Genomic DNA, 20,214 nt, shown 5'->3' on the forward strand with positions numbered 1-20,214 from the left:
TTAGCTCAGCTGGTAGAGCAGCGGACTTTTAATCCGTTGGTCGCAAGTTCGAATCTTGCACGACCCACCACCGAGGCTCGATGGGTCGTTAGCTCAGCTGGTAGAGCAGCGGACTTTTAATCCGTTGGTCGCAAGTTCGAATCTTGCACGACCCACCATCGACGCCGAAGGGTCGTTAGCTCAGCTGGTAGAGCAGCGGACTTTTAATCCGTTGGTCGCAAGTTCGAATCTTGCACGACCCACCAGATGCCGAAAACAAAAAGCCTAGTCGATCAGACTAGGCTTTTTGCTTTTTAACCCCGCAGATTGGTGTCACGCGTTGTGACGCTGTCAGCCATACCCGCAGCACGCAGACCTTCAATCTTCCATGAGCGCGCTCACTGCCTGGTTTGTCCACGACGAGATTAGGCCATCAGGCAATGTCGGCACGCGACGCCTTGGCATTGTTATGTCATTGGCTACTGTCGCATAATTCCGCGATATTCCCATTAGAGAGAGTTGTCATGTTGAAGCGCACTGCCGGCTGCCTGTTGTTATTGTCTGGACTGGTCTGGGCCCAGACGCCGGAAGAGGAGGTGCTGTCGGCCCAGATGGCGTACCAGCAGGCGAGCCGCAGCGCCGACGCGGCGCAGCGGCGTCTGGACGCGGCACAGCAGGCCAAAAAGCTGGCCGAGGCACGATTGGCGGATGCCCAGAACGAACTGCAGCGGCGCGAGAAGGAAGTGGGTGAGGCGTCGGCTGCCGCGGAGAGCGCGACGCGCCAGTTGCAGGCCGCTGAGAAAAATCTGAAACAGGCCTGGCAGCACAAGGAAGGCGTCGTGCGCTGACAGCGCGCATCAAAAAAGGGAAGGGGGCATCAGTGCGCCCCCTTCGTTGCGATCAGTGCTGGGTGAGCTGGCGGTAGCGTTCTAGGTCCGCCTGCATCTTCTTGGCCTGGCTGGCGATTTCGCTCTGCCGGCTGCTGATGGCGGCATCGAGGTTGGCGGCTTGCTGGCGCAGTACCCCGAGGTTGGCCGTCAGGGTGGGCTGGGGCGGCTTGCCGCCTTTCTGCAGCGCCTCGATCTGGCGCGTCTGCTGGGCGATGTTCTGCTGCAGCGTTTTGCGGTCGGCCAGCAGGCCGTTGAGTATGCTCTGCTGCACGGCGAGTTGTCTTTCCCGTTCGCTGCGCAGTTCGTCTGCCGACTGGTAGCTTTCGACGAGCCCCTTGTCGTAGCGGGCCTGGTAGCGCTGGCGCGCCGCCTCGGCCTGGCTGGCCGCTTCGCGAGCCTCGCGCGCCGTGCGCTCCTGGGGCGTTTCCACCGAGTGCGTGACATTGCCTTGACGGTTGAGTTCGACCAGGCCGCGCGGCGTCTGCAGCGGTGGGGCATCGCTGTAGTGAACCTTGCCGGATTCGTCGACCCATTTGTAAAGCGTGCCGCCGGCCAGGGCGGTTAGCGGTAGCAGGGCGAGCAGTAGTCCGGCAAGACGTGGCATGATCAGTCGTTCACTCCATATTGGGCGCGATAGGCGCGTACGGCGTCCAGATTGGCCGCCAGCTCGGGGCTGTCTTCGAGGAAGGCCAGCAGGTCTTTCAGGGTGGCGATGGCAACCACCGGCAGGCCGTAGGCCTGTTCGACTTCCTGCACCGCGGACAGGGCGCCGCTGCCGCGTTCCATGCGGTCGAGCGCAATGGCGACCCCGACCGGTTCGGCGCCGGCGTCGCGGATCAGCTTGACCGACTCGCGCACCGAGGTGCCGGCGGAGATGACGTCGTCGATGATCAGCACGCGGCCCTTGAGCGGGGCGCCGACCAGCACGCCGCCTTCGCCGTGGTCTTTGGCTTCTTTGCGGTTGTAGGCGAAGGGCACGTTACGGCCGGCTTCGGCCAGCGCCATCGAGGCGCCGGCAGCCAGTATGATGCCCTTGTAGGCCGGGCCGAACAGCATGTCGAATTCGACCTTGCCGTTCATTATCGCTTTTGCATAAAAACGCGACAAGTTCAATGTGGACAGGCCATCGTTGAACAGGCCGGCGTTGAAGAAGTAGGGTGATTTCCGACCCGCCTTGGTGGTGAATTCGCCGAACTTCAGTACCTGCTTGTCCAGCGCAAAACGAATAAAATCCTGGCGGAAATCGCTCATATCGACCTCTTTGAAACATTAACCATTTGAAAAACCTGCCTTTGGCGGGAAGGATAACACGGGAGACTGTCTTGCTTCGAATCGTTTCGGCCAACCTCAACGGCGTCCGCTCGGCGGACAAGAAGGGCTTTTTCGACTGGCTGGCCGGCAGCCAGGCCGACCTGGTGTGCGTGCAGGAGCTGAAGGCGCAGCCGGGCGATCTGTCGCCGCGGATGCAGGCCCCGGACGGCCTCACCGGCTATTTCCACTGCGCCGAGAAGAAGGGCTACAGCGGCGTGGGCATCTACTCGCGCCACGAGCCGGACGCGGTGGTGGAAGGCTTGGGCATCGGCTGGATCGATGCCGAGGGGCGTTACCTGCAGCTCGATTTCGGCGAACTGTCGGTGGTGTCGCTGTACCTGCCGTCGGGCTCCAGCTCGGACGAGCGCCAGCAGGTCAAGTTCGACTTCCTCGACGTGTTCATGCCGCACCTGAACGAACTGCGCGCGGCCGGGCGCGACATCGTGATCTGCGGCGACTGGAACATCGCCCACAACGAGATCGACCTGAAGAACTGGAAGGGCAATCTGAAGAACTCGGGCTTCCTGCCCGAGGAGCGCGCCTGGATGGGCGAGTTGCTCGGGGAGGGGGGCTGGCACGACGTGTGGCGCCGGCTTTATCCCGAGGTGCCGGGCTACACCTGGTGGAGCAACCGCGGCCAGGCCTACGCCAAGGACGTCGGCTGGCGCATCGACTACCATATCGTTACGCCGTCGATGATGGAGTGTGCGCGCGCGGCGTCGGTGTACAAGGACGAGAAATTTTCCGATCACGCTCCGCTGATCGTGGACTACGACAGGACGCTGTGATGTTCGACGACGAGGATATCTTCCTGCTCACGGTGCCGGGCTGGGGCAATTCCGGCCCGCAGCATTGGCAGACGTTGTGGGAGCGCAGCTACCCGCTGGCGCGCCGCGTGGAGCAGGAGAACTGGCTGTACCCGGAGCGCGACGCCTGGGTGGCGGCGCTCGCCCGTACGCTGGACGAGATCGACGGCAAGGTGGTGATCGCGGCGCACAGCCTGGGCTGCCACACCGCGGTGGCCTGGCTGTTGTCGGCGTCGCTGCTGGAACAGCGCAAGGTCAAGGGGCTGTTGCTGGTGGCGCCGCCGGCGCTGCCGATCACGCCGGAACGCGCGCTGGCCAGCGGCGAATTGCCGGCCGGGGCGCCGCTACCGGATTTCTCCGGCTTCGGCCAACCTTGGGTGCAGCGCCTGCCGTGCCCGGCGATCATGGTGGCGAGCCACGACGACCTGTTCTGCGAGTTTGCCGAAGCCGAGCGCATGGCGCAGGGCTGGGGGGTGACGCTGGTGGATGCCGGCCACGCCGGCCACATGGGCAGTACCGCGGGGCTGGGCAGCTGGCAGGAGGGGCAGCGCTTGCTGCAGCGGCTGATGCTGGCGTAGGGTGGGGCGAGCCCTCCAGGTGCCGGAGCCAGCAAAAAGCCATCCAGGGTGAAGCGGATGGCTTTTTTTACATCTTGGCAGGCTCAGCGTTCCACCGGCCGAGTGGGGTCGCTGCACCATTCGCTCCATGAGCCGGGATAGAGCCGGCTGCCGGTGAGGCCGGCGTGCTCCATCGCCAGCAGGTTGACGCAGGCGGTGACGCCGGAGCCGCACTGGTGCACCACCTCCGACCAGTCGTCACGCGCACCCAGCAACGCAATCCATTCCTGTTTCAACCTGTCCTTGTCCTTGAAGCGGCCGTCTTCGTCCAGGTTGCGCATGAAGAAGCGATTCAGCGCGCCGGGGATGTGGCCGCCGACGGGATCCAGCGTCTCGCCCTCGCCGCGGTAGCGTTCCGGTGAGCGGGCGTCCACCAGCACGAAGGCGGGTTCGCGCAGGTTGGCGGCCACCGCGTCGACTTTGACGGCCTGCGCCAGCGCGGGATGGCTGATGTAGCGCTGGGTGTGGCGACGCGGCACGTCCCGCGTCAGTTCCCCCCCCATCGCCAGCCAGGCCGGCAGCCCGCCGTCGAGCACGGCGACGGCTTCATGCCCCAGCCAGCGCAGCAGCCACCAGGCGCGCGCGGCGAACATGCCGCCGGCGTCGTCGTACACCACCACCTGCCTGCCCAGCTTCACGCCGCAGGTACCGAGATCGACCGCGAGACGCTGCCCTTCGGGCAAGGGATGGCGACCGTTGCGGCCGGTTTTGGCCCCGGACAGGTTGTAGTCGAGGTTGAGATAGTGGGCACCGGGGATGTGCCCCTTGTTGTAGGCGTGATGGCCATGATCAGGGTCGCTGAGCTGGAAGCGGCAATCCAGCACGACGCGCTCGGCTGCCGGCAGGGCGGCGAGTTCGCTGGCGGAAATCAGCGTGGTAAACATGATGGCTCTCCATAAAGGGGGCACGGGGAAGACGTGGGGGAGGCGGCTGACGGCAGTGTCGCGCACCGCTGGAACGCGCGGCGGAGCGCGATGCCAAAGACTCGACGATCAGCCTACCCAGAGCGGCCGGGTGGCGGCCAGCCGGGCGTCATGACGGAGCCTCAGGGGACGGCGTTGAGTGCGGCGATCAGCTTGTGCGCCAGGTCCGGCTGACCATGGTCGGCGCCGCTGCGGCGCGCCCCGGCCCAGATCGGACTGGGGAAATGGGCATCGTTCTGGAAGCGTGGGATCACGTGCCAGTGCAGGTGCGGCACCATGTTGCCGAGGCTGGCCAGGTTGATCTTGTCCGGCTTCATCACCTGGCGCACCGCGACCTCGGTGCGTAGCAGCCAGTCGAACAGGTGCTGGCGGTCGGCGGCGGCGAGGTCGCTCATTTCCTTGACGTGGGCCTTCCAGATGACGCGACAGAAGCCCGGGTAGCCGGGTTCGTCGACCAGCACCACCCGCAGGCGATCGTCCTCGAACAGGATGTTGCCGGCCGGCGAGGAGCAGAGTTCACAATACATGTCGGGGGAATCCGCGCTAAAAATTGAGTGAGGGAATGCTTCATTGTAGCGGCCGGCATCGCCGGCCGCTGTCGTACCGCGCCACTCGACGGCGGCCGGGTGGTGGCTCGGCGTTGGGCAGGGGTTACAGCCGGTAGGCGCTGACCACCTGGCGCATGCGCCCGGAGACCTCTTCCAGGCGCTCGGCCAGCGCCGCCGCCTGGGTCGCCGCGCTGCTGTTCTCCTCGGCCATGCGCGCCACCTGTTCCACCTGCTGGGCGATGGTGGTGGTCGCCTCGCCCTGTTCGCGGATCGCGGCGGTGATCTCGGCTACCAGCCGCACACTGTGGCCGGACGACTCGGAGATGCTGCCCATCGACTGCTGCGCCGAGTTGGCGCCGGAGACGCCCTGTTCCACCCGTGCCACGGCGTGTTGCATGCGCTCGACCGCGCTGCCCGACACGTTCTGGATGGCGCCGATGATGGTGCCGATTTCCTGCGTCGAGGCGGCGGTGCGTTCGGCCAACTTGCGTACCTCGTCGGCCACCACGGCGAAGCCGCGGCCCGATTCGCCGGCGCGCGCCGCCTCAATGGCGGCGTTGAGCGCCAGCAGGTTGGTCTGGTCGGCGACGTCGCGGATGACGTTGATCACCGAGGCGATCTCCTTGCTCTTGGCGTCGAGCTGGCGGATGTCTTCGGCGGCGGTATCCACCGCGGCGGCGATGGAATGAATGTCGCTGACGGTCTGGCCGATCACCTGGCGCCCGCTCTCGGCGCGGTCGCCGGCTTCGCTGGAGAGCTGGCGGGCTTCGCCGGCGCGTTCCGCGACGTGGCTGATGCTGACGGTCATTTGCTCTACCGAGGCGGCCATGTGCGAGGACGACTCGCTCTGCGCCCCGGAACTCTTGGCGACCTGCTGTGAGGCGCCGAGCAGTTCGGACGAGGTCTGGCCCACTTCCTGCACGCCGGTTTGCAGGTTGCGCAGACTGTCCTGCAGGCGGGCGATGAGCTGATTGAAGGCACGCAGGGTCTGGCTGACTTCGTCGTTGCCGTGCACTTCGGCACGGCGGGTGAAGTCGAGAGAGGATTCGATGGCGCTGATGGTGCCCTGGGCGTTGGCCAGCCCGACGCTGATCTGGCGGGCGATCAGCCAGCCCAGCAGGCCGGTCAGGAGCAGGATCGCCAGCACGGCGCCGCCGACGATGAGCTTGGCCTGCTGCACGGTATTGTCGGCGCTGTCGGAGCGCTGCTGGGCCTGTTGTACCTTGTATTCCAGTTCCTGGTTGAGCGCGGCCACGGTCTGGTCACCCAGTACCTTGAGCTGGTTGAGCTTGGCGTAGGCTTCGTCCTTGCGGTACAGGCCGGACAGTTCTACGGCCTTGTCCGCTTCCTTCAGATAGCCTTGCAGCGAATTGGAAGAGGCCTTGAACAGGGTGAGGTCGCGCTCGTCGCTGCCGATCAGCCCCTCGTAGTCCTTGAGCGCCTTGTTCAGCGCTTGACGCTGCTGCTTGAGCACGCTGTCCAGCTGCTGGATCTGGTTGGAGTCGGTGGTCAGGATGTGGTTGAGGATGCTGGTGCGCATCGCCAGCAATTCGATGATGACATTGTCCAGCTTGCGCAGGCTGGGGATGGTGTCTTCGTTGACGGTCTTGAGGCTCTGGTGAACGGTGCCCAACTGCTGCAGCGCCATACCCCCGATGAAGACGCTGCCGATGATGGCGGCTGCGATCAGGATCATCAGCCGGTGTGCGATTTTCATTCTCTCCCCTTTATTGTCGTGACGGTGCGGTGGACCGTCCGCGGGCCAGTATAGGCCATCTGCATGGTGTAATGAAGGGATTACCCAGGGGGCGGGAACGGCGCCCGGCGCGGCGGCGCCGGGTGATCTCGAGCAGGGGCCGGGCTGGATTCAGTCGCCGATAACGGCCTTGCTGTAGCTGGCACGCTCCATGTCGCGGACTTCGACGCTCAGCTGCACTTCGGCGCCGGGCAGCGTCAGTCCGGCGCGCTGCAGCACCGCCAGCAGGCTGGCGGACAGCCCCTGTTTGCACTCGGGGGTGCGTCCGGAGAGCAGTGCCAGCGTGACGTGGGCAAAGGCGCGCGGCGCGGGCTCGATGCCGATGCGGTAGTGCTCCAGCCGGCAGGCCCGGCTCTTGATGTCGTTTTCCGCGAATTGTCCGGACTCGACCAGCTGGCGGTTCAGCGCCAGCAGGGTGCGGTCGGCGTCGAGCGTGGTGAGGTTGCTGCTGTAGTCGAGCGTGAGGTGAGGCATGCGGCGGCTCCGGGTGGGGGGAAATGTCATGATAGACGAGCCAGGCGCGCGGCGGGGTGGTGAGCGGCGGGGGGCGTCGACAATAAAAAAAGCGGCCCAGGCAGGCCGCTTTTTCCTGGCGCGGAGCGCTTACAGCAGTACCCGCTCGATGCCGCCGTTGCGCGCCTTCTCGACGTACTCGGGCATCCAGTTTTCGCCCAGCACGTGCTTGGCGATCTCGATCACGATGTAGTCGGCCTCGGTGCCGGTGTCCTCGCCGTAGCGCGACAGGCCCTGCAGGCAGGACGGGCAGGAGGTCAGCAGCTTCACCGGTTTCTCCTGCGGCTGGCCCTCGGTCAGGAGCGCCAGATCCTTCTCGATTTCTTCCTGCTTGCGGAATTTCACCTGGCTGGAGATGTCCGGGCGGCTCACCGCGAAGGTGCCCGATTCGCCGCAGCAGCGGTCGTTGAGCTTGACGCCGCCACCGAGCAGGTTGTTGGCCACATCGAGCGGCTGGTAGGCCTTGATCGGGGTGTGGCAGGGATCGTGGTACAGGTACTTCTGACCGCTCACGCCGTCGAGCTTGACGCCCTTCTCCATCAGGTACTCGTGGATATCGAGGATGCGGCAGCCAGGGAAGATGTCCTCGAAGCGGTACTGCGTCAGCTGGTCGTAACAGGTGCCGCAGCTCACCACCACGGTCTTGATGTCGAGGTAGTTGAGCGTGTTGGCCAGGCGGTGGAACAGCACGCGGTTCTCGGTGGTGATCTGCTCGCCCTTGTCGGCGTGGCCGGCCGAGGTCTGCGGGTAGCCGCAGCACAGGTAGCCCGGCGGCAGCACGGTCTGGGTGCCGACGTGCCATAGCATCGCCTGGGTGGCGAGGCCGACCTGGCTGAACAGGCGCTCCGAGCCGCAGCCGGGGAAATAGAACACCGCCTCGGCGTCTTCCGCCACCTGCGGGTTGCGGATTACCGGCACGACGTTCGGATCCTCGACGTCCAGCAGGGCGCGCGCGGTCTTCTTCGGCAGGCCGCCCGGCATCGGGCGATTGATGAAGTGGATCACCTGCGCCTTGATGGGCGCCTTGCCGAGCGTGGCCGGCGGCTGCTCCTTCTGCTTGCCGATCAGGCCGAACTTCTTGGCCAGGTTGTGGCCGAGCCGCTGCGCCTTGTAGCCGATGTCGATCATGCCGACGCGCATCGCCTTGATGGTGGCGGGGTCCTTGACAGTGAGGAAGGTCATGCCGAGCGCGGTGCCGGGGTTGAACTTCTTGTTGCCGGTCTTGCGCAAGAAGTTGCGCATCGCCACCGACACGTCGCCGAAGTCGATCTTGACCGGGCACGGCTTGACGCAGCGGTGGCACACGGTGCAGTGGTCGGCCACGTCGGACAGCTCGTCGAAGTGCTTGAAGCTGACGCCGCGCCGGGTCTGTTCCTCGTAGAGGAAGGCTTCGGTGAGCAAACCGGTGCCGAGAATCTTGTTGCGCGGGCTGTACAGCAGGTTGGCGCGCGGCACGTGGGTGGAGCACACCGGTTTGCACTTGCCGCAGCGCAGGCAGTCCTTGACCGAGGCGGAGATTTGGCCGATGTCGGACTGCTCGAGGATCAGCGATTCGGCACCCAGCAGCTCGAACGACGGGGTGTAGGCGTTGGACAGGTCGGCGCCCGGCAACAGCTTGCCGCGGTTGAAGTGGCCGTTCGGGTCGACCTGCTGCTTGTAGGCGGCGAACGGCGCCATTTCCTCGGCGGTGAGGAATTCCAGCTTGGTGATGCCGATGCCGTGCTCGCCGGAGATCACGCCGTCGAGGCCGCGCGCCAGCGCCATGATGCGCGCCACGGCGTGGTGCGCGGTCTGCAGCATGTCGTAGTCGTCGGAGTTGACCGGCAGGTTGGTGTGCACGTTGCCGTCGCCGGCGTGCATGTGCAGCGCCACGAACACGCGGCCGCGCAGCACCTTCTGGTGGATGGCCTTGATCGCGGCCAGGATCGGCGCGTCGGTCTTGCCGGAGAACAGCGTCTCGAGGTCGGCCAGCAGTTCCTGCTTCCAGCTCACGCGCAGCTGGAAGTCGCGCATCGCGATGAACACCGAGGCGGGGTTGGCCGAAGCCTCTTCCAGCGGGGCCTCCGGCCACTGCGTGCGGTAGTCGGCGAGCGGCGCGTCGAGGTGGTCGAGCAGCCACTGCCAGCGCGTGCGCACGGCGCCGATCAGCTCCAGCGCGCTCTGGCGGCGCTCGCCGATCAGCTCGTCGGCCGACACCGCGCTGTTCTCGGCATCCACCGGCAGGCGGCCGTGGAAGTACTCGGTGAGCTGGTCCAGGAGGCGCACCTTGTTGGCGATCGACAGCTCGATGTTGATGCGCTCGATGCCGTCGGAGTAGTCGCCCAGGCGCGGCAGCGGGATCACCACGTCTTCGTTGATTTTGAAGGCGTTGGTGTGCTTGGCGATGGCGGCGGTGCGGGCGCGGTCGAGCCAGAACTTCTTGCGCGCCTCGGCGGTGACGGCGATGAAGCCTTCGCCGGAACGGGCGTTGGCGAGCTTGACCACGTGGCTGGCGGTTTCCGCCACGGCGTTCTCGTCGTCGGAGACGATGTCGGCGATCAGCACCATCTTCGGCCGACCCTTGGACTTGGCCTTGGTGGCGTAGCCGACGGCGCGCACGTAGCGCCAGTCGAGGTGCTCCAGGCCGGCCAGTTGCACGCCGGCCGCCAGACCGGCGCCGCCGGCCTTGAAGTAGTCGGTGATCTCGACGATGGCGGGGGTGGCCTGCGCCACGGTGCCGAAGAATTCCAGGCAGACGGTGCGGGCGTGCTTGGGCATGCGGTGCAGCACGAAGCGCGCGCTGGTGATGATGCCGTCGCAGCCTTCCTTCTGGATGCCGGGCAGGCCGGCGAGGAACTTGTCGGTGACGTCCTTGCCCAGGCCGACCTTGCGGAAGGTGCGGCCGGGGATCGCCAGTTCACGGCTCTCCAGCACGGTCTGGCCGTCGTCGGCCAGCTTGCTGACGCGGAAGGTGGCGGTGTCGACGTCATGGATCTTGCCGAAGTTGTGGCCGATACGCTCGATGAACAGCCAGTTGCCGTCCGGGTCGACCATCTTCCACGAGGCCAGGTTGTCGAGCGCGGTGCCCCACAGCAGCGCTTTCTTGCCGCCGGCGTTCATCGCCACGTTGCCGCCGATACAGGAGGCGTCGGCCGAGGTCGGGTCGACCGCGAACACCACGCCGGCGGCGTGGGCGGTTTCCTCGACGCGGCGCGTCACCACGCCGGCGCCGCACTGGATGGTGGGGTGGCGGCCGGTGAGGCCGGGCAGGGTGATGTACTCGACGCCGTTGTGGCGGTCGAGCTTCTCGGTGTTGATCACCGCCGACAGGCGGTCGAGCGGCACGGCGCCGCCGGTGTAGCCGGTGCCGCCGCCGCGCGGGATGATGGTCAGGCCGAGTTCGATACAGGCCTTCACCAGCGGGGCGATCTCGGCCTCGCTGTCCGGGCACAGCACCACGAACGGGTATTCGACGCGCCAGTCGGTGGCATCGGTGACGTGCGACACGCGCGCCAAGCCGTCGAACAGGATGTTGTCCTTGCGGGTGTGACGCGTCAGGCGCTTCAGGATGCGCGCACGCAGCTCGCGGGTGTCGTTGAACTGCTGCTCGAAGCGGGTCACGGCGTTGCCGGCGGCGGCCAAGAGCTGGCCCACCTTGTCGTTGCCGACGCGGCGCTTTTCCACTTCGGCGAGGCGATGGCGCATCGCCCCGGTCAGCGCCGCCAGGCGTTTGGGGTTGTCGAGCAGGTCGTCGACCAGGTAGGGGTTGCGGTCCACCACCCAGATGTCGCCCAGCACCTCGAACAGCATGCGGGCGGAACGGCCGGTCTTGCGCTCGCCGCGCAGCGATTCCAACAGCTGCCACATGTCCTCGCCCAAGAGGCGGATCATGATTTCACGGTCGGAAAAAGAGGTGTAGTTGTAGGGAATCTCACGTACGCGCTGGTGGGCGGTGGCGTTCATCGTGCTCTGGACTCGACAAGGTTTTGGATAATAACGACAAATTTTACCGCAATTGCTGCGCCGCGAAAAATGCCGCTCACGTCATGGTTATAGCGTCGTCGGCTATATGCGGCTGAATTGGCGATTGTCGGACAATGCGTACCTCGGGTTGAGGGGGTGGGGAGGCTCGCGATGCCACGGAGGCGGGGCGTCCTGGCGCTTGAGCTGCGTGCCGCGGGCGGCGTGGCGTGACGGCCGGCGCATCGCGTCGCGGTTCGTCCCTGGCAGGGAATGACACGGCGGCGAGACGCTGTTCTAACGCTGCATCCGGCAGAGCCCGACCTCCGCCGCAAAAAGACCTCGAACAGGCTTTAAGACGCAGGCGAAGGGCCGGGGTTCAGGCCCGGCCACTCTCCCGGCGACGCCTTATCGGGCCGGGCCTGGTGCGGCGTGGCGGGCGGCCAGGGTTTCGGCCAGCGCCAGCGCCTCGAACAGGCTGCCGGGGTCGGCACGGCCGCTGCCGGCGAGATCCAGCGCGGTGCCGTGGTCGACAGAGGTGCGGACGATGGGCAGCCCCAGCGTGACGTTGACGCCCTGGCCGAAGCTGGCGTGCTTGAGCACCGGCAGGCCCTGGTCGTGGTACATCGCCAGCACCGCGTCGGCCTGGGCCAGCTTGTCGGGGTTGAACAGCGTGTCGGCCGGCAGCGGGCCGATCAGGTGCATGCCGCCGGCGCGCAGCGTGGCTAGCACCGGTTCGATCACCTCGATTTCCTCGCGCCCCAGGTGGCCGCCTTCGCCGGCGTGCGGGTTGAGCCCGGCCACCAGGATGCGCGGGGCGGCGATGCCGAACTTGCCGACCAGGTCGGCGTGCAGGATCTGCAGCACCTCGCTCAAGAGCGCGGGGGTGAGGGCGTCGGGCACGGCGCGCAGCGGCAGGTGGGTGGTGGCGAGCGCCACGCGCATGCCGCCGCCGACCAGCATCATCACTACGCGCGGGGTATGGGTCTGCTCGGCGAGGTACTCGGTGTGGCCGGAAAACGGCACGCCGGCGTCGTTGATCACGCCCTTGTGCACCGGTGCCGTGACCATGGCAGCGAACTCGCCCGCCATGCAGCCGGCGATGGCGGCAACCAGGGTGGCCAGCACGTAGCGGCCGTTGGCGGCGTCGAGCACGCCGGGACGGCTCGGGGCCGCGAGCGGCACGTGCAGCACTTCTAGCGTGCCGGGCGCCGGCGCGGCCTCGCGCCGGTAGTCGGCCAACGTGAGCGGCAGACCCAAGAGACGCGCCCGTTCGGCCAGCAGCGTGCGGTCGGCGATGACCACGCGTCGGCTGGCGCCGGGGGCTTCGGCCAACCTCAAGACCAGCTCGGGGCCGATGCCGGCCGGTTCGCCGGCGGTGATGGCGATGACGGGCGGGCGGCTCACTTTTCTTCCAGGCGGTCGTCGACGAAGGCCGAGTCGCGCAGCTGGCGTACCCAGTCGAGGTAGGCCTCGTCGATCTTGCGCGCGCGGATCTGCTGCTTGACCATCATCTTCTCGCGATCCTGCGCCACGTCTTGGGTGCGCTTGCCTTCGACCTTGATCAGGTGCCAGCCGAACGGCGAGCGCACCGGTTGGGACACGGTATTCAGCGGCAGCGAGGTCATGGCCTGTTCGAAGGTCGGGACGGTGTCGCCGAGATTGACCCAGCCCAGATCGCCGCCGCGGGTGTTGCTGGCGTCTTCGGAGTAGAGCTTGGCCATTTCCTCGAAGCTCGCACCGCGCTCGATACGGTCGCGAATCTGCAGCAGACGCGTCTTGGCGTCGGCTTCGGAAACCGCCTCGTTGGTGCGCAACAGGATGTGGCGCACGTGGTACTGCTCGACTATCAGCGGGGTGTCGGCACTGCGCTTTTCCTGCAGCTGGAAAATGAAGAAGCCTTGCTGGCTGCGAATCACGGTGGTGTGGCTGCCGGGCTGCATGGTTTCCAGCAGCTTGGTGAAGTCGAGCGGCAGGCTGGACGCCGGACGCCAGCCCAGGTCGCCGCCCTTGAGGCCGTTGGGGGCGTCGGAGTAGGCCGCCGCCACCTTGGCGAACGGCTGGCCGGCATCCAGTTCGGCCAGCGCCTTGTGCGCCTTTTGCGACTGGGCATCGATCTGCTTGGCGTCGGCACGCTCCGGCACGCTCACCAGGATGTTGGCCAGGCGATATTCGGAACGGTTGGCGGTCTGCTCGCTCTTCAGAACCTGCTCGACCTCGGTGTCGCTGACGTTCACGCGCGACTCGACTTCGCGCTCCTTGAGGCGGGACAGCAGAATCTGGCGGCGGATTTGCTCGCGGAAGTTGTCGAAGGTGACGCCTTCCTTGGCCAGTTGTGCCTTCATCGCCTCGAGCGTCAGCTTGTTCTGGCTGGCCAGGCGCTCCAGCGTCTGCTGCAGCTCGTCGTCGCTGACGCGTACACCATTGCTGGTGGCGTACTGCACCTGCACCTCTTCGGTGATCATCTGTTCCAGCACCTGGCGCGCCAGGACGTCGGGGGCCGGGGGCGTGACCTTGCGCGCCTCCAGTTCCATGACGGTTTCCTTGATGCGTTTTTGCAGGTCGCTCTCGGTAATGGCGCTCTTGTTGACGACCGCGACGATGCGGTCCACCGCGCGTACCGGGGCCGCGTAGGCCGTGCCGAGGGTGGTGGCAATCAACAGGGCAAGCAGGGTTTTCTTCATGGTCATTGGCGTATGTCGTTGATTTTGCTGTAGCCGGGGATGGCCAGTCGCAGGGTGTCGAGCGGGTTGCTGCCGATACCGCCGAGGTCTTTCAGCTCCAGTTGCAGGAAGACGGCATTCTTGGTCGCCGTGCTGGAAGACACGTAGCGTTGGCCGACCACGCGGGCGGTCCAGCAGCCGTCGTTGTACTCGAAGCCGGCCAGTTGTTCCAGTGGCTTCTTGTCTTGCAGCGAGTAGTTGTAGCGCGCCACGGCGTACCACTTCTTCGCCAGCGGCCACTGCCCGGCGATATCGACCTGGCGCAACGGGCCGGGAGTGCCGTCGGCGTTACCGACGTCGGTGGAGCGGTCGTAGCGGTAGCGGATGCTGGCGGTCTTGCCGGGCGTGGGGGTGTAGAACAGCTGCAGGTTGTACTGCTCGGTCTTGCTGAGCTCCTGGTTGTGCTGGTACAGGCTGTCGAAGCGCCAGCTCGGGGTGAGCTGGCCGGCCGCGCTGAATAGCAGGTCCGAACTCTGGGTGCTGCGCTCGGTAGTGGTGCCGTTCAGCGTCAGGTTGTCCCGGCTGAAGTAGAACACCTGCCCCACCGACAGCCGCAGTTGTTCGCTGCCGGTCTTGTCGTCGAGGTAACGGGTGGACAGCGCCGCGGTGAGCTGGTTGGCGCCGTTGATGCGGTCGGAGCCGGAGAAGCGGTTCTCGTTGAACAGCTGGGCAAAGTCGATGCTGTTCTCCGAGCTGTCGAAGTTGGGCAGGTCGTTCTGCTGTTTGCTCGGGATGTTCAGGTAGTAGAGGCGCGGCTCCAGTGTCTGGATGTAGTTGCTGCCGAACAGCGTGGTGGGGCGGTCGAAGTAAAGGCCGCTATCCGTGCTGAAGATAGGCAGGGTGCGCGTTACCTCGCGCGCTTTGTCGCTGCCGAAATCGTCCAGGCTGTAGCGGGTGTAGTGCACGCCGAGCTTGGGACGAAGGTAGCCCCAGCTCTGGTCCAGCGACCAGGTCACGCTGGGGTAGCTGACCAGGCGGCTGCCTTCCTGCTTGGTGGGGTGGGTGAAGCGGGTCAGCTCGGCCTGCAGGTTGGCCGACAGGCCCGCCCCCAGTTCCTGGTTGGCGCTGGCGGTGAGCTGTGGCAGCCGGGCGTAGGGCACGTCGACCGGGGTGGTCGATTCCTGCAGCGTCTGGTAGCGCTGCGCCTTGAGCTGGGCGTTGAAAGTGCCGCTGTCCCACTCCGAGCCGTAGCCTAGCCAGGCTTCGCGTACCAGGTTGGTGCCGGAGGCGATGTCCTGGCGGCTGCCGAAGTCGTTGAAGTAGTCGTCGTCGGAGACGTAGTTGGCGTTGTAGCCCAGGTTGAAGCCGGAGCCGAGGTTTTGCGAGTGCTTGGCACTCCAGGCGTAGCGGCTGCGCCCGGCCTCGTGGTCGTCCGGTATCTGCGTGGTGGCGATCTCGCCCTGGTAATCCGGCTGCAGGTAGCGGAATTCGGCGCCGAGCATGGCGCCGCGCTTGTCGTTGTAACCTGGCGTGATCGTGGCGTCGTAGTTGGGCGCGATGTTCCAGTAGTAGGGGATGCTCAGTTCGGTGCCGTTGCTGCCGGTCTTGAACGTGGGTGCCAGCACGCCGGACTTGCGGCCGCCGTCGAGCGGGAAGTCGATCCAGGGCGTGTACAGGATCGGCACGCCCTGGAATTCGAGCCGGGCGTTGTGGGCTTCGCCGACGTTGCTGCCGTAGTCGAGGTCGATGCTGGAGGCCTTGAGGTACCAGGAGTCGTCGCCCGGGCTGCAGGTGTTGGCGCGCGCCTGCAGCAGGCGGTACTTGTCGCGGCCGAGGAATTCGGCGCGCTCGCCGTTGCCGCGGAAGGTGCGCAGGCCCTCGGCGGCAGCGAAGTCGGGCTGTTCGGCGGTGCCGGTGCGGTTGGCCAGGTCGTAGTCGAGCTGGGTGCCGGAGACGCGGCTGCTGGATTGAGTCAGCGTGAAGTGATCGCCGGCGCGGGCGCGGTTCTTGGCCTGGTAGTACTCCAGCCAGTCTGCGGTGAGCGTCTGGTCGTCACGGCGTACCACCACGTTGCCGCGGGCCTTGATTTCGTTGTCCATCTGGCCGCTGAGTTCGTCGGCGCTGAGCTGGGTCTGACCGGCTGCGGGCGCGGTGTTCAGTTCTTCTGCCTGGACCGACGAGAGGGAGAACGCGGCGGCGAGCGCCAGCGTCAGCGGGGTGGGTTGTAAACGTGCCATGCACAAAGCCATATCTCGGGGGCAATCAGCGGTATAAAATCGCACAATTCTATCAGCACCGCAACGAACCGACATGCAACGATTGGAACTGCTCAAAGGCTGGCTCGCCGGCCTCTATCCCGACACCGAGCTGACGGTGGAGTTCGCCGCCGCCGACGCCGACTTCCGCCGCTACTTCCGCGTCACCCTGCCGGATGGCACGAGCCGCATCGTGATGGATGCGCCGCCGGACAAGATGAACACCGACGCCTACGTCCAGGTGCGCGAGCTGTTCGCCATGGTGAACGTGCCGGAAATCCTGGTGCGCGACCGCGAGCAGGGTTTCATGCTGCTGGAGGACCTGGGGCGCGTGACCTATCTCTCGGCGCTCTTGCACGACGAGCGTCCGGTGGTGCACCAGCATCTGTTGCTGGAGGCCATCGATACCCTGATCGAGCTGCAGCAGGCGAGCCGCCCCGGGGTGTTGCCGGAATACGACGAGGCGCTGCTGACGCGCGAGCTCAACCTGTTCCCGGAGTGGTTCTGCGCCAAGGAGCTGGGGCAGCCCCTCAACTATGCCCAGCGTCAGCTGTGGGATGCCGGCGTCAAGGCGCTGCTGCCGGCGCTGCTGGCGCAGCCCAAGGTGTTCGTGCACCGCGATTTCATCGTGCGCAACCTGATGCTGACCCCGGGCAAGCCGGGTGTGCTCGATTTCCAGGACGCGGTGTACGGTCCGATCAGCTATGACCTGGTGTCGTTGCTGCGCGACGCCTTCATCGAGTGGGACGAGGCCTTCGTGCTCGATTTGGCGGTGCGTTACTGGGAGAAGGCGCGTGCCGCCGGCCTGCCGGTGCCGGCCGAGATCGACGCTTTCTGGCGCGACGTGGAGTGGATGGGGGTGCAACGCCATCTCAAGGTGGCCGGCATCTTCGCCCGTCTCTACCACCGTGACGGCAAGGACAAGTACCGCGGCGAGATTCCGCGCTTCCTCAAGTATCTGAAGAAGACCACGCGTCGCTACCAGGAGCTCGCGCCGCTCTACCAGTTGTTGGTGCAGCTGGTGGGCAAGGACGAGGACGATGACAGCCTCGGTTCGGTATTCAGCGCCACCCGCCTCGTGGCGGACGACGAATGAAGGCGATGATCCTGGCCGCCGGGCGCGGTGAACGCATGCGCCCGCTCACCGACCACACCCCGAAGCCCTTGCTGCCGGTGGGCGGCGAGCCGCTGATCGGCTGGCATATCAAGCGCCTGCGCGCGGCCGGCATCACCGAGCTCGTCATCAACCACGCCTGGCTCGGCGAGCGCATCGAGGCGGTGTTGGGCGACGGCGCGGCCTACGGCGTGCGCATCGCCTACTCGCGTGAAGGCACCGCGCTGGAGACCGCCGGCGGCATCGCCACCGCCTTGCCGCTGTTGGGCGAGGCACCATTCATCGTGGTCAACGGCGACGTGCTGACCGATATCGATTTCGCCGCCCTGGCCGACGCCGCGGCACGGCTCGACGGCCATGCGGCGCTGGCGCACCTGCTGTTGGTGCCGAACCCGCCGCACCATCCGGGCGGCGACTTCGGCCTCATGGCCGACGGCCGTCTGTCGGCCAGCCCGACCGACGGAGTCGGTCTGACCTTCTCCGGCATCGCCGCCTACCATCCCGCGCTGTTCGCCGCCACGCCGCCGCACCAGCCGGCCAAGCTGGCGCCGCTGCTGCGCGCGGCGATGGCGGAGGGCCGGGTCAGCGGCGCGCGCCACGACGGGCTGTGGCTCGACGTCGGTACCGCCGAAAGGTTGGCCGAAGCCGACGCCATCGCGCGCGGCTGGGTCGGGCGGTGAGCCGACGCATCCTCGGCATCGACCCCGGCAGCCGCATCACCGGTTTCGGCGTCATCGACGTCATCGGCCAGCAGCGCCACTACGTCGCCTCGGGGTGCATCCGCACCCCGCAGGGTGCGCCGCTGGCCGAGCGCATCAAGGTCATTGTCGACGGCCTGTTTGGCGTGGTCGATACCTACCGGCCCGGCGAGGCCGCAGTGGAGCAGGTGTTCGTCAACGTCAACCCGGCCGCCACGCTGATGCTGGGACAGGCGCGCGGCGCGGTGCTGGCGGCGCTGGTGTTGAAGCAGCTGACAGTGGCGGAGTACACCGCGCTGCAGGTCAAGCAGTCGGTGGTCGGGCACGGCAAGGCACCCAAGGAGCAGGTGCAGGCGATGATCGTGCGCCTGCTGAACCTGTCCGGCACGCCGCAGGCCGACGCCGCCGACGCGCTGGCGGTGGCGCTGGCGCACGCCAACCACAGCCACGCCGCCGTCGCCGCCTTCACCCGTCAAGGTCTCAGGGTCAAAGGCGGCCGGCTGGCCTGAGTTCTTGTGAATAAATCTGCTGCGCGTCCCTGATCGGGACTCATGTGCCCTGCGTGCGAATCTATTGCCGGGCACATCGAAAGATGTGCAGACAGCGATTCGCTCAGCGATGCGGAATCCTCATGGACTCCAGTCCATTCCGGTTCCTGTGCTGCTCTTCGCCCCGCTGAGGGCCGCTCGCGACGATTTCTTTCGCAAGCTCTGAGAACAGGCGCCGCCGCGGCCAGCTCAACAAGCCGTGCCGACTGTGGCAGCATGACAGTTTGACGCCGGTCTTCGGCCAACCTTCTCTCATTCTGGACTCCCCATGATCGGACGCCTCACAGGTCAACTCATCGAAAAACTCCCGCCGCAGATCGTGGTGGATGTCGGCGGCGTCGGCTATGAAGTCGACGTGCCGATGAGCACCTTCTACCTACTGCCCGCGCTGGGCGAGAAAACCACGCTCTATACCCACCTGGTGGTGCGCGAGGATGCCCATCTGCTGTTCGGCTTCGCCAGCAAGGGCGAGCGCGAAACCTTCCGCCAGCTGATCAAGGTCGGCGGCATCGGCGCCAAGATCGCGCTGGCCATCCTGTCCGGGCTGAGCGCCGACGAACTGGCGCTGGCGGTGGCCAGCGAAGACCTCAAACGCCTCTCCAGCGTCCCCGGCATCGGCAAGAAAACCGCCGAGCGCCTGGTGCTGGAGCTGCGCGGCAAGCTCGCCACCGGCGGCGCCGTGACCACCCCGGGCGGCCTGCCGTTCGCCGCTACACCGGACGACAAGAGTGACATCGTCAACGCCTTGCTGGCGCTGGGCTACAACGACAAGGAAGCCGCCGCCGCCACCAAGTGCCTGCCGCCCGAGGTGACGGTGAGCGACGGCGTGCGCCTGGCGCTCAAGAGCCTGATGAAAGGGTGAGCCATGGACAAGGTGCTGCTGGTGACCGGCGGCGGGCGGGGCATCGGCGCGGCCACGGCCCGGCTGGCGGCCCGCCGCGGCTACGCGGTCGCGGTGAATTACCACCGCCACGCCGACGCGGCGCAAGCCGTGGTGGATAGCATCGTGGCCGAGGGCGGCACGGCGGTGGCGATTGCCGCCAACGTGGCCGACGAGGTGGACGTGCTGCGCCTGTTTTCCGAAACCGAGGCGAGCCTGGGGCCGTTGTCGGCGCTGGTCAACAACGCCGGCATCCTGGAGCAGCAGATGCGGCTGGACGAAATGAGCGTGGCGCGCTGGCAGCGCATCCTGGCCACCAACGTACTGGGCCCGCTGCTGTGCTGCCGCGAGGCGGTGAAGCGGCTGTCCACGCGCCATGGCGGGCAAGGTGGCGCCATCGTCAACGTCTCGTCCGCCGCGGCGCGGCTGGGCTCGCCCAACGAATACATCGACTATGCTGCCAGCAAGGGCGCCGTGGATACGCTCACCGTGGGGCTGGCCAAGGAGGTCGCGGCCGAGGGCATCCGCGTCAACGGCGTGCGTCCCGGCTTCATCTATACCGAGATGCATGCCGACGGTGGCGAGCCGGGCCGGGTGGACCGCGTCAAAAGCGCGGTGCCGATGCAGCGCGGCGGCCAGCCGGAAGAGGTGGCCGCCGCCATACTGTGGCTGCTGTCCGAGGACGCCTCGTTCACCACCGGCCACCTGCTGGATGTGGCCGGCGGACGCTGAAAGCCTGCCCTCGATCTGCTGGTCTTTATTCGATTTGCGGCG

18 protein-coding genes and 2 tRNA genes are annotated in these 20,214 nt (G+C 66.4%); 10 read left to right on the forward strand and 10 right to left on the reverse strand.

The annotated features are described in order from the left end of the window. The first annotated feature begins 82 nt into the window (after positions 1-82). From FURADRAFT_RS19220 to FURADRAFT_RS19230, 3 genes are all read left to right on the forward strand, one after another. Positions 83-158: transfer RNA gene (locus tag FURADRAFT_RS19220), tRNA-Lys, on the forward strand. A gap of 11 nt (positions 159-169) precedes the next feature. Then, a tRNA-Lys gene (locus tag FURADRAFT_RS19225) sits at positions 170-245 on the forward strand. A 258-nt stretch (positions 246-503) separates the two neighbouring features. Beyond that, positions 504-827: a hypothetical protein gene (locus tag FURADRAFT_RS19230; protein ID WP_008955842.1), complete on the forward strand. Its 324-nt coding sequence runs from the start codon at positions 504-506 to the stop codon at positions 825-827. Between the two features lie 52 nt (positions 828-879). On the opposite strand, the gene FURADRAFT_RS19235 is transcribed toward FURADRAFT_RS19230, so the two are convergent. Beyond that, entirely contained in the window at positions 880-1,473 is a 594-nt protein-coding gene (locus FURADRAFT_RS19235; protein ID WP_008955843.1) for a DUF4124 domain-containing protein, read from the reverse strand. 2 nt (positions 1,474-1,475) lie between these two features. After that, complete coding sequence (gene pyrE, locus FURADRAFT_RS19240) at positions 1,476-2,120, reverse strand: orotate phosphoribosyltransferase (RefSeq protein WP_008955844.1); 645 nt, start codon at positions 2,118-2,120, stop codon at positions 1,476-1,478. Positions 2,121-2,191: 71 nt separating this feature from the next. On the opposite strand from pyrE, the gene FURADRAFT_RS19245 reads away from it, so the two are divergent. Beyond that, positions 2,192-2,968 (forward strand): exodeoxyribonuclease III, encoded by a 777-nt coding sequence (locus FURADRAFT_RS19245; RefSeq protein ID WP_008955845.1) that lies wholly within the window; start codon positions 2,192-2,194, stop codon positions 2,966-2,968. Further along, the gene (locus tag FURADRAFT_RS19250; protein ID WP_008955846.1) at positions 2,968-3,564 is read left to right on the forward strand and encodes an RBBP9/YdeN family alpha/beta hydrolase; all 597 of its coding nucleotides are present in this window, start codon (positions 2,968-2,970) and stop codon (positions 3,562-3,564) included. The genes FURADRAFT_RS19245 and FURADRAFT_RS19250 overlap by 1 nt, the downstream gene beginning before the upstream one ends. Positions 3,565-3,647: 83 nt before the next feature. On the opposite strand, the gene FURADRAFT_RS19255 is transcribed toward FURADRAFT_RS19250, so the two are convergent. The 8 genes from FURADRAFT_RS19255 to FURADRAFT_RS19290 all read right to left on the reverse strand — a co-directional run bounded on the left by FURADRAFT_RS19255 (position 3,648) and on the right by FURADRAFT_RS19290 (position 16,182). Further along, positions 3,648-4,487: a sulfurtransferase gene (locus FURADRAFT_RS19255; RefSeq protein ID WP_008955847.1), complete on the reverse strand. Its 840-nt coding sequence runs from the start codon at positions 4,485-4,487 to the stop codon at positions 3,648-3,650. A gap of 161 nt (positions 4,488-4,648) precedes the next feature. Further along, entirely contained in the window at positions 4,649-5,053 is a 405-nt protein-coding gene (locus FURADRAFT_RS19260) for an HIT family protein (protein WP_008955848.1), read from the reverse strand. Positions 5,054-5,177: 124 nt separating this feature from the next. Then, a complete protein-coding gene (locus FURADRAFT_RS19265; RefSeq protein ID WP_008955849.1) occupies positions 5,178-6,791 on the reverse strand; it encodes a methyl-accepting chemotaxis protein in 1,614 nt (537 codons plus the stop codon). Between the two features lie 150 nt (positions 6,792-6,941). Then, a complete protein-coding gene (locus FURADRAFT_RS19270) occupies positions 6,942-7,304 on the reverse strand; it encodes a 5-carboxymethyl-2-hydroxymuconate Delta-isomerase (protein ID WP_008955850.1) in 363 nt (120 codons plus the stop codon). A gap of 129 nt (positions 7,305-7,433) precedes the next feature. Beyond that, positions 7,434-11,285, reverse strand: a complete 3,852-nt coding sequence (locus FURADRAFT_RS19275) for a DUF3683 domain-containing protein (RefSeq protein ID WP_008955851.1) — start codon at positions 11,283-11,285, stop codon at positions 7,434-7,436. Positions 11,286-11,690: 405 nt separating this feature from the next. Next, entirely contained in the window at positions 11,691-12,689 is a 999-nt protein-coding gene (gene pdxA, locus FURADRAFT_RS19280) for a 4-hydroxythreonine-4-phosphate dehydrogenase PdxA (protein WP_008955852.1), read from the reverse strand. Then, positions 12,686-13,972 carry a peptidylprolyl isomerase gene (locus FURADRAFT_RS19285; RefSeq protein ID WP_008955853.1) on the reverse strand — a complete coding sequence of 429 codons (1,287 nt, stop codon included), beginning with the start codon at positions 13,970-13,972 and terminating at the stop codon, positions 12,686-12,688. The genes pdxA and FURADRAFT_RS19285 overlap by 4 nt, the downstream gene beginning before the upstream one ends. Next, positions 13,969-16,182 carry an LPS-assembly protein LptD gene (locus FURADRAFT_RS19290; RefSeq protein WP_008955854.1) on the reverse strand — a complete coding sequence of 738 codons (2,214 nt, stop codon included), beginning with the start codon at positions 16,180-16,182 and terminating at the stop codon, positions 13,969-13,971. Before FURADRAFT_RS19290 ends, FURADRAFT_RS19285 begins: the two co-directional genes overlap by 4 nt. Positions 16,183-16,255: 73 nt before the next feature. Here FURADRAFT_RS19290 and amgK point away from each other — a divergent pair, with 73 nt between their 5' ends. The 5 genes from amgK to FURADRAFT_RS19315 all read left to right on the forward strand — a co-directional run bounded on the left by amgK (position 16,256) and on the right by FURADRAFT_RS19315 (position 20,172). Further along, entirely contained in the window at positions 16,256-17,296 is a 1,041-nt protein-coding gene (gene amgK, locus FURADRAFT_RS19295; protein WP_008955855.1) for an N-acetylmuramate/N-acetylglucosamine kinase AmgK, read from the forward strand. Next, entirely contained in the window at positions 17,293-17,994 is a 702-nt protein-coding gene (murU, locus tag FURADRAFT_RS19300) for an N-acetylmuramate alpha-1-phosphate uridylyltransferase MurU (protein WP_008955856.1), read from the forward strand. Before amgK ends, murU begins: the two co-directional genes overlap by 4 nt. Further along, positions 17,991-18,521, forward strand: a complete 531-nt coding sequence (ruvC, locus tag FURADRAFT_RS19305) for a crossover junction endodeoxyribonuclease RuvC (protein WP_008955857.1) — start codon at positions 17,991-17,993, stop codon at positions 18,519-18,521. The genes murU and ruvC overlap by 4 nt, the downstream gene beginning before the upstream one ends. Before the next feature lie 307 nt (positions 18,522-18,828). After that, complete coding sequence (gene ruvA, locus FURADRAFT_RS19310) at positions 18,829-19,422, forward strand: Holliday junction branch migration protein RuvA (protein WP_008955858.1); 594 nt, start codon at positions 18,829-18,831, stop codon at positions 19,420-19,422. A gap of 3 nt (positions 19,423-19,425) precedes the next feature. Beyond that, positions 19,426-20,172, forward strand: a complete 747-nt coding sequence (locus tag FURADRAFT_RS19315) for an SDR family oxidoreductase (protein ID WP_008955859.1) — start codon at positions 19,426-19,428, stop codon at positions 20,170-20,172. Positions 20,173-20,214: the final 42 nt, after the last annotated feature.

This window comes from Pseudogulbenkiania ferrooxidans 2002, assembly GCF_000174355.1.
Classification (GTDB): domain Bacteria; phylum Pseudomonadota; class Gammaproteobacteria; order Burkholderiales; family Chromobacteriaceae; genus Pseudogulbenkiania; species Pseudogulbenkiania ferrooxidans.

What these genes read in the sequence shown, in the direction of transcription:
- FURADRAFT_RS19275 (WP_008955851.1), bottom strand. Translation starts at nt 11,285, where the DNA reads ATGAACGCCACCGCCCACCAGCGCGTACGTGAGATTCCCTACAACTAC.
- FURADRAFT_RS19230 (WP_008955842.1), top strand. Translation starts at nt 504, where the DNA reads ATGTTGAAGCGCACTGCCGGCTGCCTGTTGTTATTGTCTGGACTGGTC.
- FURADRAFT_RS19250 (WP_008955846.1), top strand. Translation starts at nt 2,968, where the DNA reads ATGTTCGACGACGAGGATATCTTCCTGCTCACGGTGCCGGGCTGGGGC.
- amgK (WP_008955855.1), top strand. Translation starts at nt 16,256, where the DNA reads ATGCAACGATTGGAACTGCTCAAAGGCTGGCTCGCCGGCCTCTATCCC.
- ruvA (WP_008955858.1), top strand. Translation starts at nt 18,829, where the DNA reads ATGATCGGACGCCTCACAGGTCAACTCATCGAAAAACTCCCGCCGCAG.
- murU (WP_008955856.1), top strand. Translation starts at nt 17,293, where the DNA reads ATGAAGGCGATGATCCTGGCCGCCGGGCGCGGTGAACGCATGCGCCCG.
- FURADRAFT_RS19290 (WP_008955854.1), bottom strand. Translation starts at nt 16,182, where the DNA reads ATGGCACGTTTACAACCCACCCCGCTGACGCTGGCGCTCGCCGCCGCG.
- FURADRAFT_RS19315 (WP_008955859.1), top strand. Translation starts at nt 19,426, where the DNA reads ATGGACAAGGTGCTGCTGGTGACCGGCGGCGGGCGGGGCATCGGCGCG.
- FURADRAFT_RS19260 (WP_008955848.1), bottom strand. Translation starts at nt 5,053, where the DNA reads ATGTATTGTGAACTCTGCTCCTCGCCGGCCGGCAACATCCTGTTCGAG.
- FURADRAFT_RS19265 (WP_008955849.1), bottom strand. Translation starts at nt 6,791, where the DNA reads ATGAAAATCGCACACCGGCTGATGATCCTGATCGCAGCCGCCATCATC.
- pyrE (WP_008955844.1), bottom strand. Translation starts at nt 2,120, where the DNA reads ATGAGCGATTTCCGCCAGGATTTTATTCGTTTTGCGCTGGACAAGCAG.
- FURADRAFT_RS19285 (WP_008955853.1), bottom strand. Translation starts at nt 13,972, where the DNA reads ATGACCATGAAGAAAACCCTGCTTGCCCTGTTGATTGCCACCACCCTC.
- FURADRAFT_RS19235 (WP_008955843.1), bottom strand. Translation starts at nt 1,473, where the DNA reads ATGCCACGTCTTGCCGGACTACTGCTCGCCCTGCTACCGCTAACCGCC.
- FURADRAFT_RS19270 (WP_008955850.1), bottom strand. Translation starts at nt 7,304, where the DNA reads ATGCCTCACCTCACGCTCGACTACAGCAGCAACCTCACCACGCTCGAC.
- FURADRAFT_RS19255 (WP_008955847.1), bottom strand. Translation starts at nt 4,487, where the DNA reads ATGTTTACCACGCTGATTTCCGCCAGCGAACTCGCCGCCCTGCCGGCA.